The following is a 15,443-nucleotide window of genomic DNA, read 5'->3' as shown; positions in this document are numbered from 1 at the left end:
TTTATACATAATATAATTGATTTTAAATGATTTAACCCCTACATTCAACAAATGCCAGTCCCTCTATTTAAAATTTTCAACCATAATCTGTATACTTCTACTGCCTCTATACTCATTAATGGAAGGCTCATATATAATATCCATTTTTACATCAATTGTATTTCCCGAAAAAAGTCTCTGCAACGTATCCTCACCATATTTATCAGACACCGCCTGCTGAAACTCTAAAACATTTCTAAACATAAGGGCAGTCATGTTGCCACCATTTTCAGTCCCTACGTTTAATCTGAGGAACTGTCCTTCCTTTCCCATAAAGCTAGCACCTTTTATCTCCACATTTTTAAGGGCAAAAAGAGGCTTGGTATTTCCTGTGCCAAATGGAGCAAGCATATCTATGCTATCCACAAGAGATTCAGTCATATATGAAAGAGGCATATCGCAATCGATTTTTATAATCTCCTGCATGTCATCCTCTGTGAGTTTGCAATTGGAATTGAGCCTATCTCTAAGCTCGTCAATTTTGTCAGTAGGAAGGGAAACACCTGCAGCCATTGGATGTCCACCAAATTTAGTGAAGACATCTTTTACAGCCGTAAGCTCCTCGAACATATTATAGGCAGGAATAGAACGACCACTGCCCTTTGCTCCATCCTCCGCATCGGTAATTACAAGAACCGGCTTGTTGTAGGTCTCTCTAATTCTACCTGCCACAATGCCCGCCAAGCTCTCATGTAATTCGGGAATATAAACAACCAGTACCTTTTGATTTTTAATATCACTATTTTCAATAATGTCCCTAGCCTTATCGATGCCAATCTGGGTCATATTCTTTCGCTGAGAATTAAGCTCCACAAGCTCATTAGCACTGGCAAGAGCCTTTGCCGAATCCTCTTCAAATAAAAGCTCAATAGCCTTTGAAGCTGTATCAAGTCTACCGCTGGCATTAAGGCATGGCCCTATAATAAATCCAAGATGATAGCAGCTAAGAGGCTTCCCCTTAAGCTCATTTCTGGCAAGCAGGGCATTCAGGCCCACATTATCTGTATTTTCAATAGCCTTTAGACCATGGTAAACAGTAGCTCGATTCTCCCCCTTAAGCTCCATTACATCACACACAGTAGCAATGCTTGCAAACTGTAAATACTTATCCGCCATCTCCTTATCAAGTCCAACAAACTCAAACAGCACATCCACCAATTTCCATGCCACCTGAGCACCGCAAATTCCCTTAAAAGGATAGCCACAATCATTTCGCTTAGGATCCACAACCGCATCGGCATTAGGCAACTTTTGCACTACACTTCCATCCTCACCAGTCTCAAAAGGCACCTCATGGTGGTCAGTAACCACAAAAGTCATCCCAAGTTCCTTTGCCAAATCAACAGCAGGGGCTGCTGCAATACCATTATCGCAGGTAATAATAAAACGAACTCCCTCGTCAAAAGCCGCTTGCACCATCTCAGGATTAATACCATATCCATCTACCATTCTATGTGGAACAGCATAATCTACATCGCCTCCCACCTCTTTAATGGCACTAGTCAAAATATAGGTAGACATGATTCCATCCACGTCATAGTCTCCCACCACGCGAATCTTCACGCCCTCATCAATGGCATCCATCAAAAGGCCACAGGCCTCATCCATGTCCGCAAAAAGATGTGGGTCAGAAAAATTATCCAACGTAGGATGCAAATATTCCTCCATCTCTTCATATGTCGAAAGTCCGCGATTAACCATAAGACGCACAATCACCGGATCCACCTTAAGTTTCTCACTTAACCCCTTATAGTCCGCCGCTTTTCTCTGTAAAATCCACTTACTCATTCATATTCTCCGTAAATAATTAATCGTATCATTACTAAGCAATTCTAGCATAAATAAAGAGCAACCGACATATTATCAGCTGCATTTAAGCTATTATAGTATAAAAAAAGAACAGCCAGTATACATATGTTATCTCCTGACCTTAAAGCCCCATCCCTACTTAGAAGGCTCTGTAAGAGGCTTCTTACGTAGGGTAATGAGGGCGACAAGAGCGAAAGCGTGTCAGAGATACATATGTATATTGACTGTTCTGGTAGATTCTAGACTAAGCAAGTGCAGCTGTAATGATAGCCATTGAGTATACTTCCTGTGCATTGCATCCACGAGATAAATCGTTGATTGGTGCATTAAGTCCAAGAAGGATTGGGCCGTATGCATCAAAGCCGCCAAGACGCTGAGCAATCTTGTAGCCGATGTTACCTGCATTGATGTCAGGGAAGATAAATGTGTTAGCATGACCAGCTACTGAAGAGTCTGGGCACTTTGTCTTAGCAACACGTGGAGAAACTGCTGCATCAAACTGAAGCTCTCCCTCGATATCAAGCTCAGGGTAACGCTCCTTAGCCTTTGCTGTAGCCTCACGCATCTTGTCAACATCCTCGCCCTTACCAGAGCCAAGTGTTGAGTATGAAAGCATAGCAATCTTTGGATCAATTCCGAAAATCTTAGCGCATGCTGCTGTCTCGCCTGCAATCTCAGCAAGCTCATCAGCTGATGGCTTAATGTTGATAGCGCAGTCACCCATTGCAAGTACTTCTCTATCACCTGTAGCTGAGTTACGTACCATGATGAAGCATGAAGATACGATGCTGTTGCCTGGCTTTGTCTTAATAACCTGAAGCGCTGGACGAACTGTATCTGCTGTAGAGTATGTAGCACCACCAAGAAGTGCATCAGCAACGCCCATCTTTACAAGCATTGTTCCAAAGTAATTAGCCTGCTTACATGTAGCAGCTGCCTGCTCCATTGTAACGCCCTTAGACTTTCTAAGCTCACAGAAAAGCTCGCACATCTCGTCAAATCTATCGTAGTTGTCTGGGTCAATAATAACTGCTCCGCGGATGTTAAATCCTGCATCCTCTGCAGCTTCCTTAACCTCTGACTCCTTACCAATGAGAATTGGCTGAAGGAAATCAGAACCGAGAAGACGGCTAGATGCCTCAATAATTCTGTGATCTGTACCCTCTGTAAAAACAATTTTCTTAGGATCCTTTTTTAGGATGTCAATTAATGCTCCAAATCCTGCCATTTTTTTATTCCTCTTATCTTTCTTTAATTAATCAACTATTTAGAGTTGGTTATGTGTTAGTTTTTTGAAACCAATAGTTATCTTACTACTTTTATGTGAAAAATGAATGGCAAATTTAATTGTTCTTGATTTTGTACCTATTCAGAGCAAAATAGCTATCAACTAAAGTTTGAAAGCTGGCTTTCAGAATTTTGTTGATAGCTATTTTGTGAGATACATACATGAGCATAAGCAAAGCAGCGTTAGCTGTGATTATGCGAATGTATTCTGAATAGGTACATTATTTAGGACTTATAATTCCATTTTCATCCACAGCAACATTAGTAGAAATACTCTCTACATAGCTGTATCCTTCTGGGTCAACTGAAGTGCATGCATCAGATGCAAAAATGGGTACAATTCGATAGGTGACAGCATCATTTTCGTCCACTGTAAACTCTACTGCTCCACCGCAGCCTGACTTGATTGTTGGGTTGAAAATAAAGTTACCAAGGCTGTAAAAAATTGGCTTGCCATTGTAATACTCAACTGGCTGTAGACAATGGCTGTGCATTCCTATAACTGCCTCTGCTCCTGCATCTATCATCTTGTGACCGTCATTTATCTGATAATCAGTCAACTCAGTAGTATGCTCCGTACCCCAGTGAACCATTACAAATAAATAATCCACCTGTGAATCTGCTGCCTCAACCGCCTTAATTAGGTCAGTTTCATCGTAAAAGCAAAACTCACCTGGCTGCGAGTCCAAAACATTCCAGCTAGCAACTGGAATAACATGGCTACATGCCAAAAATCCATAGGTGCGCCCCTTGGCATCTGTTTTAACAATAAGCCGACTAGCCTCCTCAAGGCTGTTACCTGCACCTGTATAATCAATACCTGCGTCTTTTAATGTGGTAAATGTATCTGTCAAAGCGTCATGACCGTAGTCTAAAACATGATTGTTGGCAAGGCCTGCAATGTCCACACCTAAATCATTAAGAATGCTGACATAGCTTGGATTTACTCTAAATGTGTACTCCTTATCTGGAGCCTGCTGTCCTCGCTCTGAAAAACAAAACTCATTGTTAATCATTGTGAAGTCCGCATTCTGCATAAGTCCCTGAATATCTGGTGAAGCCACTCCCGAAATACCGCCGGCGTCATACTTTGACTGAACGTGCTCGCTAAGCTCCACATCACCTGTAAAAACAATGCTAGTTGTCAAATCCTCTGGAGAAAGCTCCTCTTCCTCTGGCTGCTCTTCAACAGTAGGCTCTACCTCAGGCTCAGCTGATGCATTTATATCGTTTTCCTTTACTCCACCAAGCTTGTCCTGCAACATTGCATAAAGCTGCTGCCCTTGATCATAAAATGGGCCATCAGAACCAAAGGCATACCATCCAGCTGCCAAAATAAGTACCAATATTAAAACTGTTTTAATTAATACTGCGAAAAACTTTTTCATAATTATTTGAACCTATTCTGAGATGAATCATAATGGTAATCTATGCTGGCTAATCGAGCTATTATATCATCTCCATCCACTTCATTATCCTCTACCAACGCATCAAAACTCTTATAATAATCCCTAAGTGCTGTGTTCACCACAGAAAGTAACATCACTGGGTCTTTTGGAAAATTCATAATGTCTCCTAACTATATTTCATAATAACGAGGACATTATAACACAAAAGAGGCGGTTTTTGCCGCCTCTCAATTCACATACATTTATTGAATGATAAATATGTCTGAAAACCCAGTAACCTCAAAAATCTCTTGAACCTCCTCAGAAGCATTTTTAACAATCATCTTGCCCTGATTGTTCATAGTCTTCTGTGCTGATAAAAGAATCCTAAGTCCTGCACTGGAAATATAATCCAAATTCTTCAAATCAAAAGTAAGTTCCTTCACTCCATCAATTTCAGAATTCAATTTTTCCTCTAACTGTGAAGCTGTTGTAGTATCTAATCTACCTTCTAGCTGGATTAGTAAATTCTCCCCATTTTTTCCACCCCTAATGTTTAACATACTCACACCTCCATTTACTCCAATCCTCTTTTCAAGGGTAAGAATATTTCTCCCATCCCTGTACTCATATCTCATATTGTCCATGGATTTTTTCGCCATAAAAATCCCAAGTCCACCTATTTGCCTGTCATCCACATCTGCTGAAATATCCGGGTCCTCCTTTTCAAGAGGATTATAAGGGACTCCAATATCCTCAAAAATCAAAGTGACCAATCCATTATCCCCCCACATTGAAAGGCTCATAGGACCACTTCCCGAATCCGGGACAACTCCTCCTGCGCCATCGGATTTTCCATAGGCATAGTGAGCAATATTCACATAAATCTCTTCCGCCGCCAAAGTAATTTGCATCAGTTGCTTCTTGCCACAACCTAGACTTTCAAGCTCATCTTCCACAAAAGATGTCACTTTATCCAAATTACTAATCAGGGCTTCACATTCTATTTTTTTCATACCTTCTCCTGAATTTATATTGGCATGTTCCTGATTTGTTCCGCTCTAGATAATATTTTCTCCTTCCACTCATCATCCTGTGCCTCTAGCTGATAGGTGTTGTATCCGTACTGCCGCCCATCTATGATGGCCATTTAAAATCATATAACCATCAGGATGCATCCGCTCCACAACAATAGGATCAATGCCCATTACGCAAAAATCACTTGGACATCCATAGTGTAAAAATTTCTTTTCATAATCGGAAATAATCCTGTAGCTAGGACCAATCTCCGGCCTAGAAAATTCATCGTTAGGATTAGGATGAAGTCTTTTGCATCCCACCCTCGTCACTAGTAATCTTCTAAGCATTCCCGTCTTTAAAGGCATGGAAACGCCGTTGTACTTTTGAATTTCCTCAGAAATATACTTATCAAATTCCGAATTACCCAAATTAATCATATAACCACCCCATCATCACAATAGAATGATTATAAATGATTAATGTGTCCAATCAGTTAATACTGCGGCATTTTTACCAATTCTTTTCAAATCCATTGGAGATAAATGTGTAGTCATCCTCTGACCTGTCCACTCCAATGGTAAGCTTCGCAATAGCACAATTATTGAAATCCACATCCCAGTATGCTGCTCGTGGTGTCTTTTTTATGTACTCAAACATGCCATGGCTAAGAGCACCATGACTTACAAGGAGAATCACATCATCCTCGGCAAATTCCTTATGAGAAATCTTTTTCCTAAGCATCTCAACCACAGCTCCTGCACGAGCTACAACTTCATCATAGCACTCACCATTTGCAGGTGGCTCATATGTCTCTGGATGGTCAAAGCATCTACCTAAAAACTCAGGATCCACTGTCTCCATATTTTGCTGCTCATATATACCAAAGGACATCTCAATGAGATTTTGTTCCGTGCCAATCTCATCCATCCCAATTCCTGTAGCAAGATGACCTGTTTCAATTGCTCTTTCCAATGGGCTTGCAATGATTTTTGTAACCTTTATGCCCTTTTTTTCAAATAGCTTTCTAGTCTCTGATGCCTGAAAGCGTCCCCTGTCATTAAGTGGAATATCAGAAGAACCCTGCAGTCTCTTCTGTACATTTAAATCTGTCTGACCATGTCTCATCAAGTAAATATCCATGTCCGCCCCAACTTCCTAACTAATTTATAATAAGCCTGCAAAAATTGTTGCAAATAAAACTGTAAGAATACCTGCCACAGCAATTGAAAGGCTACTCATAGCACCCTCAATCTCTCCAATCTCCATGGCCTTGGCTGTACCAATAGCGTGGCTTGCAGTTCCAAGTGCCAATCCCTTTGAAATAGGCTCCTTAATTCTAAAAAGCTTACAAATAAACTCACCTAAAATATTTCCAATAACGCCTGTGATTACAATAACTGCAACTGTAATTGTCACATAGCCACCAAGCTCCTCAGACACACCCATACCAATAGCTGTGGTGATTGACTTTGGAAGAAGTGTCACATACTCCTCGTGTGTAAGTCCAAGGGCCATGGACAAAAGAAGCACTGTAAGAAGGCTTGTAATAACACCTGCTGTAATGCCTGCCATAACTGCCTTAGCATTATTTTTAAGAAGCTCCCACTGCTCATAAAGAGGAATAGCTAGACTGACAGTAGCCGGTGTCAAAAGCCATGTTAAAAACTTGGCTCCTTCATTATATGTCTCATAGGTAATCCCTGTTCCAAACAAGAATAAAATGGTGCAAACAATCGATACAAGAAGTGGGTTAAGTAAACCTGTCTTAAATCTATTTTTGAGCCAGCTTCCCACGCCGTAACTAACAAGGCTCACTGCAACTGCCAAATAAGAAGACTGCTGTAAAAACTCTTTCATTACTGCACCTCCTTATCTTTTTTAATCATCATCTGAGACACAAGACCTGTAGCTGCCATAACTGTAAAAATAGTTACAACTGTGATGATGCTCACTGGAACTAAAATTGGCTGCAACACGCCCCATGATGTAACAAGCCCAACACCAGCCGGAATAAACATAACCGGCATAATCTCTATTAAAAATTTTCCTGCATCCCTTACATCTTCAAGCTTTATTAATTTTGTAAGAAGACAAACAAAAAGAATAATCATTCCATAAATGCTAGCTGGAACTGGAAAAGGAATAATCGCCTTTAAGAACTCTCCCAATAAGGAAATCAACAAGATAATTAGAAACTGTTTCAAATACTTCATTAGAATACCTACCTTCAAATATGCTTGCAAAAATATTTGTAAATATTCCCCCGCATTAAACGCCTAAATTGTAGCACTAACCAGGGTCATTAACAACATAGTCCACATATCTTTCACTTAATTGCATTTTTTTGTTGACGAATGGATAAATTCATAGTATTATTATCTTCGTTGCACGGCAACACAATATATGGTTCCTTGGTCAAGCGGTTAAGACGTCGCCCTCTCACGGCGAAAACAGCGGTTCGATTCCGCTAGGAACTGCTTAAAGCACCGATTGTTTCGGTGCTTTTTTCTTGTCTAAATTTCTATTTGCAATGCAAAAAAACAGCGCCGAAGCGCTGCCCTTTCGACGAGAGTCTATACTGAAAGAGAATTATCCATTATCCATGCTGTGATAACATACATAACAGCTGATAATACTAGGTATACTACTGCTGTTAAAATGTTGTGAGTTGAATTAATTATAATACTTGATCCCGAAAAAGATGCCCCTCCCAAAATAGTAGCTAAAAGTATATTAACTACAATAACAATTCCTATGAAAACAGCAATTGAGGCAAATGAATTCCATTTTTTTCCATTGAAGAATGTAGCTGAAAGCACAATAGCAAAAAATGCAACTGCAATAATGTATAACCAATGTGATACCGAAACAAATACATATGAAGCAACAAGAGGTAATGTGATCTCTTCCCAGCTATTTACTGCAAATATGGCATTTATAATATCAAGCATATCTGACAATCTACCATATTTACCCACAATCATGGTCATATTAATAGTTGCTAAAATTAAATAAAAAGCTCCTGCCAAGAAAATAGATACTCCATTTTCGATTACCTTAGCACCAAGAATCTTGTAGCTGTTATTAGGTGTCATAAAAAGCATATATGCCTGTTTTGTATTCAAATCATTTTTTAAAAGCCTCATGCTATGAACACCAATTATAACTGTTGCAACGAAAGCCATCAAAAATAAGAAAAAGGCTGATGCTGCGAAAATATTATCATTTTCTCCATAAAGTCCAATTAAGAAGAAAAACTCAATAAGTGCTGTGATGCAAAGTATGATTACCTTAACAGCAAGTGACTTTCTAAATTCATATTTAAATAGTTTTAACATATTATGCCTCCCTTACTCCGCTGTATACTTCGCGGTACTTATCTGCCAGTGAAATACTCTCCATAACTCTAAGTTGCTCTACATCATACATTCCAGCAAAATGTCCATCCTGAATGAAGATTGCTCGGTCAACTAAGGCCTCAAGCTCCTCAACCAGGTGACTAGAAATAATCATAATATTGTCTTCTGATGCAGAGGTGAGAACCATTCTCATAACCTCATCTCTTGCAATCAAATCGATTCCATTAAGTGGCTCATCAAGCATATAAACATCTGCATTTCTACCCATGGTAACTGCAATCTTAAGCTTTGCCATCATACCTGATGAAAGAGTCTTGATCTTAAGCTTCTTATCAAGATTCATTCCTGCAAGGAGCTCATCATATTTCTCCATTGAGAAATCATCAAAGAAATCCTGATAGTACTTCCCAACATCCCCTACTGTCATCCAATCGTAAAAGTATGGCTCAGTAGACATGTAAGCTATCTTTTTGCGGCTGTCTGTGTTAACTGCCACATCGTTAAATTTAACCTCGCCTGATGTTGCCTTGATAAGACCTGCAACTGTCTTCATCCATGTTGTCTTACCACTTCCATTAGGTCCAAGTAAGGCGTATATGTGTCCTGGCTCTAAAGTCATCGAAATATTTTCAATGGCAACTTTTCCAGGAAATTTCTTTGTAACATTAATACTTTCTAGTTTCATAAAAAATACCTCCCTATAAGATGCATATATCATTTGCCTGGTTAATCATATCGATTGCTTCTTCTTTTGAAATACCAAGCTGTTTCAAACTAACAAGGAACTTATTAAGTGTCTCATTAGCCATCTCGTCGCGGCATGCTTTTATCCGCTTCAAGTCTTCTGTCGCGTAGGTGCCCATTCCTCTTTTTGTGTAACAAATACCCTGGGCTTCAAGCTCGGTATAAACTCGAGCTGAAGTATTTGGATTGATAGTGTACAACACAGCCAAATCCCTTCCTGATGGTAATTTCTCACCTGGGCTTATCTTCCCATTAATAATATCTAGCTTGATGGCATCCACCACTTGTAGATAGATGGGAGCATTTGTATCGTACTTCATAGCTCACTCCTTTTTCTAATGTATTAGTGTACTATAGGAATAGTACACTAGTATAATATATCTGTCAACCACTTTTTTAAAAAAAATTAAAAAAGCTCCGTTGCCATCTTTACTCTCCCAACAAAGTCGGTCACGACTACAAGCCTTAGGTTCCTCCGCTCATCTAACATGATTCGCTTGAGCAACCTAAGAGCTTGACGTCTACCGCCTTCAAAAGAAGAATATGAAAGCAACGAAGCTCCGTTTTTTACGCGCTATATAATTATTCTAAAAGAGCGATTTTACTGTTGGGTAAAGCTTCTTGAACTCCTGATAACGCTCTTCGTATTTACGAATAAGCTCTGGATCTGGCTCAACTGTAGTCTTTACCTTAACAAGCTTGTCGCAAGCCTCCTCAACTGATGCATATTCTCCACAACCAACAGCTGCAAGAATAGCACCACCAAGACCTGGGCCTTCCTCATTCTCTAAAATATCAAGCTTAAGGTTCATAACTGAAGCGATAATCTGCTGCCAAAGTGGAGACTTAGCACCACCACCGCAAATCTTAGAACGCTCGATTTTAATACCTTGGCTTCTAGCTACCTCAAGTGAATCGCGAAGTCCAAATGCAACACCCTCAAGAACAGCCTGTGTCATATCCTCTCTTGTTGTATCCATTGACATGCCTATAAACATAGCGCGTGCATCTGGATTGTTGTGAGGGCTACGCTCTCCCATAAGATATGGAAGATAGAATACTCTGTTCTCACCAAGGTTCTTAATACCTGCCTGCTCTGCTGGATAGTCCTTTGTCTTAAGAATCTCATCCATCCACCACTTATTGCAAGATGCTGCAGAAAGCATACATCCCATAAGATGATAACCACCATCAGCATGGTCAAATGAATGAAGAGCATTTGCAGGGTCTACTGTAAAGTTCTTGCTAGAGATGAAAATTGTGCCTGAAGTACCAATAGAAAGATTGCACTTGCCCTCTCCTACTGTACCAGTACCAACAGCTGCTGCTGCATTGTCGCCTGCACCTGCGATAATCTTTACATCATTTGTAAAGCCAAGCTCTGAAGCAACCTCTGGCTTAATTGTGCCAACTACCTCATAGCTCTCATATAACTTAGGAAGCTGTGCCTCTGAGACATGGCAAATATCCATCATCTCCTTGCTCCAGCATCTATTTTTTACATCAAGAAGAAGCATTCCACTGGCATCTGAATAATCTGTACAGAATGATCCGGAAAGCTTGTATGCAATATAGTCCTTTGGAAGCATAATCTTTGCAACCTTAGCCCAAAGCTCTGGCTCATTCTCCTGCATCCAAAGAATCTTTGGAGCTGTAAATCCAGCAAAGGCAATATTTGCTGTGTATGCAGAAAGCTTATCCTTTCCAATTACTGTATTGAGATAATCTGTCTCTTTTCCTGTACGTCCATCATTCCAAAGAATTGCTGGGCGAATAACATTGTCATTTGCATCAAGTGTTACAAGTCCGTGCATCTGGCCACCAAATGAAATACCAGCAACCTGCGACTTATCAACCTCTGAAGTAAGCTCCTTGATACCAGCGACTACCTGAGTCCACCAATCTTCTGGCTTCTGCTCAGACCAACCTGGATGTGGGAAGCTGAGGTCATATTCCTTTGAAACGATTTTCTTGATATCTCCGTTGCCTTCCATAAGAAGGAGCTTAACTGCGGATGTACCAAGATCAACACCAATGTAATACATAATTCCATTCTCCTTTTCTACACCTTAACTAGCCTTGTATGCTATATTTTCTCTAATGAAATAGATTGATTATAACCAACCTATTTCATTAGAAAAAACAAAAAGTGACTGACTCAAAGTCTAAGCAGCGCTAGCAGGAAGGCTCCATGCCGGTCAAGGGAGGGACCTACACCGGGCGGGAAAGGAGTAATAGTTTCCAAGCTCTGCGTCGGAAACTATTGCTCTAGTAAGCGAAGCTTACATATCCGGAGGAGGGTTCCCTTGACCGAGTATGGAAGGTGGCCTGCGGGAGCACGCTAACCTTCAAGTCAGTCACTCACTATTTTATTATCTCCAAGGATTCTCTGTAGGATATCTTACGCCTGCAGGCTGGTTGTATCCGATTTCGTCAACAGACACTCCGATGTACTTAAATACTTCGAAGAGTGACTTTCCATAGTGACCGAATGCAACAGCACCGTGATGTGGGAATCCCTTTTCGATTAACCAATGACGATAGAATCTGCCCATCTCAGGGATAGCAAATACACCGATTGAACCAAATGACTTAGTACGTACATCAAGAACCTCGCCCTGTGCAATGTAAGCACGAAGCTTGTTGTCTGCTGTAGACTGAAGTCTGTAGAATGTAATCTCACCTGGAGCGATATCTCCCTCGAGTGTTCCGTTTGTAACCTCTACAGGAAGTGCGCGTGCCATAATCTTCTGGTTTCTCATCTCGCAGAATGCAAGCTTCTTAGAGCATGTATTTCCGCAGTGGAATCCCATGAATGTATCCTCAAGTGTGTAATTTGTCTTACCCTTGATTTCCTCATTGTACATATCCTTTGGTACTGAGTTGTTGATATCAAGAAGTGTAACAATATCCTCTGATACAACTGTACCGATAAACTCTGAAAGACATCCATAGATATCAACCTCACATGATACAGGGATTCCTTCACCTGTAAGACGAGAGTTAACATAGCAAGGAACGAAACCAAACTGTGTCTGGAATGCAGGCCAGCACTTGCCAGCGATTGCTACGTATTTACGATATCCCTTGTGGTCTCTTACCCAATCCTTAAGTGTAAGCTCATACTGAGCAAGCTTCTCAAGAACCTCTGGCTTCTTGTTACCAGCGCCAAGCTCCTTCTCCATATCAGCAACAACTTCTGGAATACGGCTGTCACCAGCATGCTTGTTGAATGCTTCGAAAAGATCAAGCTCTGAGTTCTCCTCGATTTCAACACCAAGGTTGTAAAGCTGCTTGATTGGTGCATTACAAGCAAGGAAGTTCATTGGACGTGGACCAAAGCTGATAATCTTAAGATCAGAAAGTGCGATTACTGCACGAGCGATTGGCTCAAAGTCATGAATCATATCAGCGCAATCCTCAGCATCACCTACTGGATACTCTGGGATATAAGCCTTAACATTTCTAAGCTGAAGGTTGTAAGAAGCATTAAGCATACCGCAGTAAGCATCTCCTCTACCATCTAAAAGGCTGTTGCCTGACTCCTCAGCTGCTGCACAGAACATCTTAGGACCATCAAAGTGCTTAGCAAGAAGTGTCTCTGAAATCTCAGGACCGAAGTTACCAAGATATACGCAAAGTGCATTACATCCAGCTTTCTTGATATCCTCAAGAGCCTGAACCATATGGATCTCGCTCTCTACTATACATACAGGACACTCATAGATGTGCTCGCTACCATACTTCTTTGTATAAGCTGCAATAAGTGCCTTTCTTCTGTCTACTGATAAGCTCTCTGGGAAGCAGTCACGTGATACTGCTACTACACCAATTTTTACATTTGGCATGTTTGTCATTTTAATTACCCTCCTTTTACTAGCCTTCCCTTTGTCTCATAAATAGGAAAAGCCTCCAATACGTTTGATAATAAGCTCGCCATTTTTGTTACTTTATGCCAGTAAATGGCGAACTTTCAGCATTTCTTACAAAATACTGTCATTTGTTATACAAATATTATCAAAATTAACGTATTAGAGACTTTTAAAAATTTACTACGTGATGTAAGTTTTTTGACTTTTATTAATTTTTGCTATTTCATCTCACGGATAAGATTAACCATCTCGATTGCACCCTGAGCACATTCAAATCCCTTATTACCTGCCTTTGTACCTGCGCGCTCCACAGCCTGCTCAATCGTATCTGTTGTGAGAATTCCAAACATTACTGGAATATCAGCATTCATAGACACCTGTGCAACACCCTTTGATACCTCAGCACAAACATAGTCATAGTGTGATGTTGCGCCTCTGATTACTGCACCGAGACAGATAACAGCGTCATATTTTTTACTTTCAGCCATCTTTTTAGCAATAAGTGGAATCTCAAATGCACCTGGAACCCAAGCCACATCAATATCATCCTCTTTTACATTCTCTCTTTTCAAGCCATCAATGGCACCACCTAAAAGCTTTGATGTAATAAACTCATTAAATCTTGCTACTACAATACCTACCTTTACGCCTTCTGATACAAGCTTTCCTTCATAAACTTTCATATTATATTCTCCTTTAATTAAATAATTTCCTGTTTAACATCTTCCACTTCTAAAATATGTCCCATGCGAGCTTTCTTTGTTTTTAAATAGAAAACATCATATTTGTTTGCCTCTATTTCAATAGGAACTCTTTTAGAAATTTCCATTCCATAGTCGGATAATTGATATACTTTGTCTGGATTGTTAGTGAGAAGCTCAAGTGAATGAATTCCTAAATCCCTAAGAATCTGAGCTCCTGTGTAGTACTCTCTCAAATCTCCTGGAAATCCTAGTGCTATATTTGCATCCAAAGTATCCATACCTTCATCCTGAAGCTTGTAGGCCTTCAATTTATTCACAAGACCAATTCCCCTGCCCTCTTGTCTCATATATAAAAGAACTCCTCGGCCCTCTTTTGCGATAGCTTTCATAGCAGCATCAAACTGCTGACCACAATCACATCTCATAGAGCCAAAGACATCCCCTGTCAGGCACTCCGAATGAACGCGGCAAAGAATATTTTCTCCATCACTAATATCGCCCTTAACTAAAGCCACATGGTGTTCCCCATTTATTTTATTAATGTAGCAATGTGCCATAAACTCACCGTATCTTGTAGGCATCTTGGCAATGGCTACGCACTCTACAAGCTTGTCGTAAACCTTGCGATATTCCACAAGCTGAGGAATTGTAATAAATGTTATCCCCAAATCCTCAGCAAGTTTCTTAAGGCTCTCACCTCTCATCATCGAGCCGTCCTCTGCCATGATTTCGCAGCAAAGCCCACATTCCTTAAGACCTGCTAGCTTCATCAAATCAACTGTGGCCTCTGTATGGCCAGCTCGCTCTATCACGCCGCCCTCTTTTGCCACCAGTGGAAACATGTGACCTGGTCGTCTGAAATCAAGAGGACTTACATCATCTTTAACACAGCTTCTAGCAGTAATTCCTCGTTCTGCTGCTGATATTCCTGTTGTAGTAGATACATGATCAATGGATATCGTAAATGCGGTTTCGTGATTATCGGTGTTGTGAGTAACCATGGGTGGCAGCGCCAATTTCGTCGCCAATCTTTCACTCATTGGCATACAGATAAGCCCCTTGCCTACAGATGCCATTAAATTAACATTTTCAGTGGTAGCAAACTCCGCGGCACAGATGAAATCACCTTCGTTTTCTCTGTCCTCGTCGTCCATAACCATAATCACTTTGCCCGTCTGCAAATCCTTGATAGCTTTCTCAATTAATTCTCTTTCCATCATT

16 protein-coding genes and 1 tRNA gene are annotated in these 15,443 nt (G+C 40.5%); 1 reads left to right on the top strand and 16 read right to left on the bottom strand.

Annotated features, from left to right (window positions below; all coding sequences use genetic code 11):
- Positions 1-63: 63 nt before the first annotated feature.
- The 9 genes from recJ to F0Q01_RS01760 form a co-directional block, all read right to left on the bottom strand.
- Complete coding sequence (gene recJ, locus F0Q01_RS01805) at positions 64-1,827, bottom strand: single-stranded-DNA-specific exonuclease RecJ (protein ID WP_090485601.1); 1,764 nt, start codon at positions 1,825-1,827, stop codon at positions 64-66.
- A 265-nt stretch (positions 1,828-2,092) separates the two neighbouring features.
- The gene (pta, locus tag F0Q01_RS01800; RefSeq protein WP_090151927.1) at positions 2,093-3,076 is read right to left on the bottom strand and encodes a phosphate acetyltransferase; all 984 of its coding nucleotides are present in this window, start codon (positions 3,074-3,076) and stop codon (positions 2,093-2,095) included.
- A 280-nt stretch (positions 3,077-3,356) separates the two neighbouring features.
- Entirely contained in the window at positions 3,357-4,523 is a 1,167-nt protein-coding gene (locus F0Q01_RS01795; protein WP_090485598.1) for a CapA family protein, read from the bottom strand.
- Positions 4,524-4,525: 2 nt separating this feature from the next.
- Positions 4,526-4,702: a DUF4250 domain-containing protein gene (locus F0Q01_RS01790; protein ID WP_090485595.1), complete on the bottom strand. Its 177-nt coding sequence runs from the start codon at positions 4,700-4,702 to the stop codon at positions 4,526-4,528.
- An 84-nt stretch (positions 4,703-4,786) separates the two neighbouring features.
- Positions 4,787-5,539, bottom strand: a complete 753-nt coding sequence (locus F0Q01_RS13955) for an anti-sigma factor antagonist (protein ID WP_330388672.1) — start codon at positions 5,537-5,539, stop codon at positions 4,787-4,789.
- 72 nt (positions 5,540-5,611) lie between these two features.
- On the bottom strand, positions 5,612-5,980 hold the full coding sequence (locus tag F0Q01_RS01775) for a hypothetical protein (protein ID WP_163927103.1): 369 nt from the start codon (positions 5,978-5,980) through the stop codon (positions 5,612-5,614).
- Positions 5,981-6,053: 73 nt separating this feature from the next.
- Positions 6,054-6,683, bottom strand: coding sequence for a histidine phosphatase family protein (locus F0Q01_RS01770; RefSeq protein ID WP_090485592.1), 630 nt, complete (start codon positions 6,681-6,683; stop codon positions 6,054-6,056).
- A 24-nt stretch (positions 6,684-6,707) separates the two neighbouring features.
- Positions 6,708-7,400, bottom strand: a complete 693-nt coding sequence (locus F0Q01_RS01765; protein WP_090485589.1) for an LrgB family protein — start codon at positions 7,398-7,400, stop codon at positions 6,708-6,710.
- Positions 7,400-7,756, bottom strand: a complete 357-nt coding sequence (locus F0Q01_RS01760; protein WP_090485586.1) for a CidA/LrgA family protein — start codon at positions 7,754-7,756, stop codon at positions 7,400-7,402. Before F0Q01_RS01760 ends, F0Q01_RS01765 begins: the two co-directional genes overlap by 1 nt.
- A gap of 192 nt (positions 7,757-7,948) precedes the next feature.
- On the opposite strand from F0Q01_RS01760, the gene F0Q01_RS01755 reads away from it, so the two are divergent.
- Positions 7,949-8,020 (top strand) — tRNA-Glu (locus F0Q01_RS01755).
- Between the two features lie 96 nt (positions 8,021-8,116).
- Here F0Q01_RS01755 and F0Q01_RS01750 read toward each other — a convergent pair.
- From F0Q01_RS01750 to F0Q01_RS01720, 7 genes are all read right to left on the bottom strand, one after another.
- Positions 8,117-8,881 carry a hypothetical protein gene (locus F0Q01_RS01750; RefSeq protein WP_090485583.1) on the bottom strand — a complete coding sequence of 255 codons (765 nt, stop codon included), beginning with the start codon at positions 8,879-8,881 and terminating at the stop codon, positions 8,117-8,119.
- A 1-nt stretch (position 8,882) separates the two neighbouring features.
- Positions 8,883-9,587: an ABC transporter ATP-binding protein gene (locus tag F0Q01_RS01745; RefSeq protein WP_090485580.1), complete on the bottom strand. Its 705-nt coding sequence runs from the start codon at positions 9,585-9,587 to the stop codon at positions 8,883-8,885.
- Positions 9,588-9,600: 13 nt separating this feature from the next.
- Positions 9,601-9,966, bottom strand: a complete 366-nt coding sequence (locus tag F0Q01_RS01740; RefSeq protein ID WP_090151957.1) for a GntR family transcriptional regulator — start codon at positions 9,964-9,966, stop codon at positions 9,601-9,603.
- Between the two features lie 267 nt (positions 9,967-10,233).
- A complete protein-coding gene (xylB, locus tag F0Q01_RS01735) occupies positions 10,234-11,691 on the bottom strand; it encodes a xylulokinase (RefSeq protein WP_090485577.1) in 1,458 nt (485 codons plus the stop codon).
- Between the two features lie 327 nt (positions 11,692-12,018).
- A complete protein-coding gene (locus F0Q01_RS01730; protein ID WP_090485574.1) occupies positions 12,019-13,503 on the bottom strand; it encodes an L-fucose/L-arabinose isomerase family protein in 1,485 nt (494 codons plus the stop codon).
- Between the two features lie 233 nt (positions 13,504-13,736).
- Positions 13,737-14,201, bottom strand: a complete 465-nt coding sequence (gene ribE / locus F0Q01_RS01725) for a 6,7-dimethyl-8-ribityllumazine synthase (RefSeq protein WP_090485571.1) — start codon at positions 14,199-14,201, stop codon at positions 13,737-13,739.
- A 17-nt stretch (positions 14,202-14,218) separates the two neighbouring features.
- Positions 14,219-15,439 (bottom strand): bifunctional 3,4-dihydroxy-2-butanone-4-phosphate synthase/GTP cyclohydrolase II, encoded by a 1,221-nt coding sequence (locus tag F0Q01_RS01720; protein ID WP_090487576.1) that lies wholly within the window; start codon positions 15,437-15,439, stop codon positions 14,219-14,221.
- Positions 15,440-15,443: the final 4 nt, after the last annotated feature.

Source organism: Pseudobutyrivibrio xylanivorans (genome assembly GCF_010906925.1).
Lineage (GTDB): Bacteria > Bacillota > Clostridia > Lachnospirales > Lachnospiraceae > Pseudobutyrivibrio.
This window is presented reverse-complemented; position numbering and strand designations above follow the sequence as displayed.

Excerpts from the sequence above, each read along its gene's own strand:
- recJ (WP_090485601.1), bottom strand. The coding sequence starts at position 1,827 with ATGAGTAAGTGGATTTTACAGAGAAAAGCGGCGGACTATAAGGGGTTA.
- pta (WP_090151927.1), bottom strand. The coding sequence starts at position 3,076 with ATGGCAGGATTTGGAGCATTAATTGACATCCTAAAAAAGGATCCTAAG.
- F0Q01_RS01795 (WP_090485598.1), bottom strand. The coding sequence starts at position 4,523 with ATGAAAAAGTTTTTCGCAGTATTAATTAAAACAGTTTTAATATTGGTA.
- F0Q01_RS01790 (WP_090485595.1), bottom strand. The coding sequence starts at position 4,702 with ATGAATTTTCCAAAAGACCCAGTGATGTTACTTTCTGTGGTGAACACA.
- F0Q01_RS13955 (WP_330388672.1), bottom strand. The coding sequence starts at position 5,539 with ATGAAAAAAATAGAATGTGAAGCCCTGATTAGTAATTTGGATAAAGTG.
- F0Q01_RS01775 (WP_163927103.1), bottom strand. The coding sequence starts at position 5,980 with ATGATTAATTTGGGTAATTCGGAATTTGATAAGTATATTTCTGAGGAA.
- F0Q01_RS01770 (WP_090485592.1), bottom strand. The coding sequence starts at position 6,683 with ATGGATATTTACTTGATGAGACATGGTCAGACAGATTTAAATGTACAG.
- F0Q01_RS01765 (WP_090485589.1), bottom strand. The coding sequence starts at position 7,400 with ATGAAAGAGTTTTTACAGCAGTCTTCTTATTTGGCAGTTGCAGTGAGC.
- F0Q01_RS01760 (WP_090485586.1), bottom strand. The coding sequence starts at position 7,756 with ATGAAGTATTTGAAACAGTTTCTAATTATCTTGTTGATTTCCTTATTG.
- F0Q01_RS01750 (WP_090485583.1), bottom strand. The coding sequence starts at position 8,881 with ATGTTAAAACTATTTAAATATGAATTTAGAAAGTCACTTGCTGTTAAG.
- F0Q01_RS01745 (WP_090485580.1), bottom strand. The coding sequence starts at position 9,587 with ATGAAACTAGAAAGTATTAATGTTACAAAGAAATTTCCTGGAAAAGTT.
- F0Q01_RS01740 (WP_090151957.1), bottom strand. The coding sequence starts at position 9,966 with ATGAAGTACGATACAAATGCTCCCATCTATCTACAAGTGGTGGATGCC.
- xylB (WP_090485577.1), bottom strand. The coding sequence starts at position 11,691 with ATGTATTACATTGGTGTTGATCTTGGTACATCCGCAGTTAAGCTCCTT.
- F0Q01_RS01730 (WP_090485574.1), bottom strand. The coding sequence starts at position 13,503 with ATGACAAACATGCCAAATGTAAAAATTGGTGTAGTAGCAGTATCACGT.
- ribE (WP_090485571.1), bottom strand. The coding sequence starts at position 14,201 with ATGAAAGTTTATGAAGGAAAGCTTGTATCAGAAGGCGTAAAGGTAGGT.
- F0Q01_RS01720 (WP_090487576.1), bottom strand. The coding sequence starts at position 15,439 with ATGGAAAGAGAATTAATTGAGAAAGCTATCAAGGATTTGCAGACGGGC.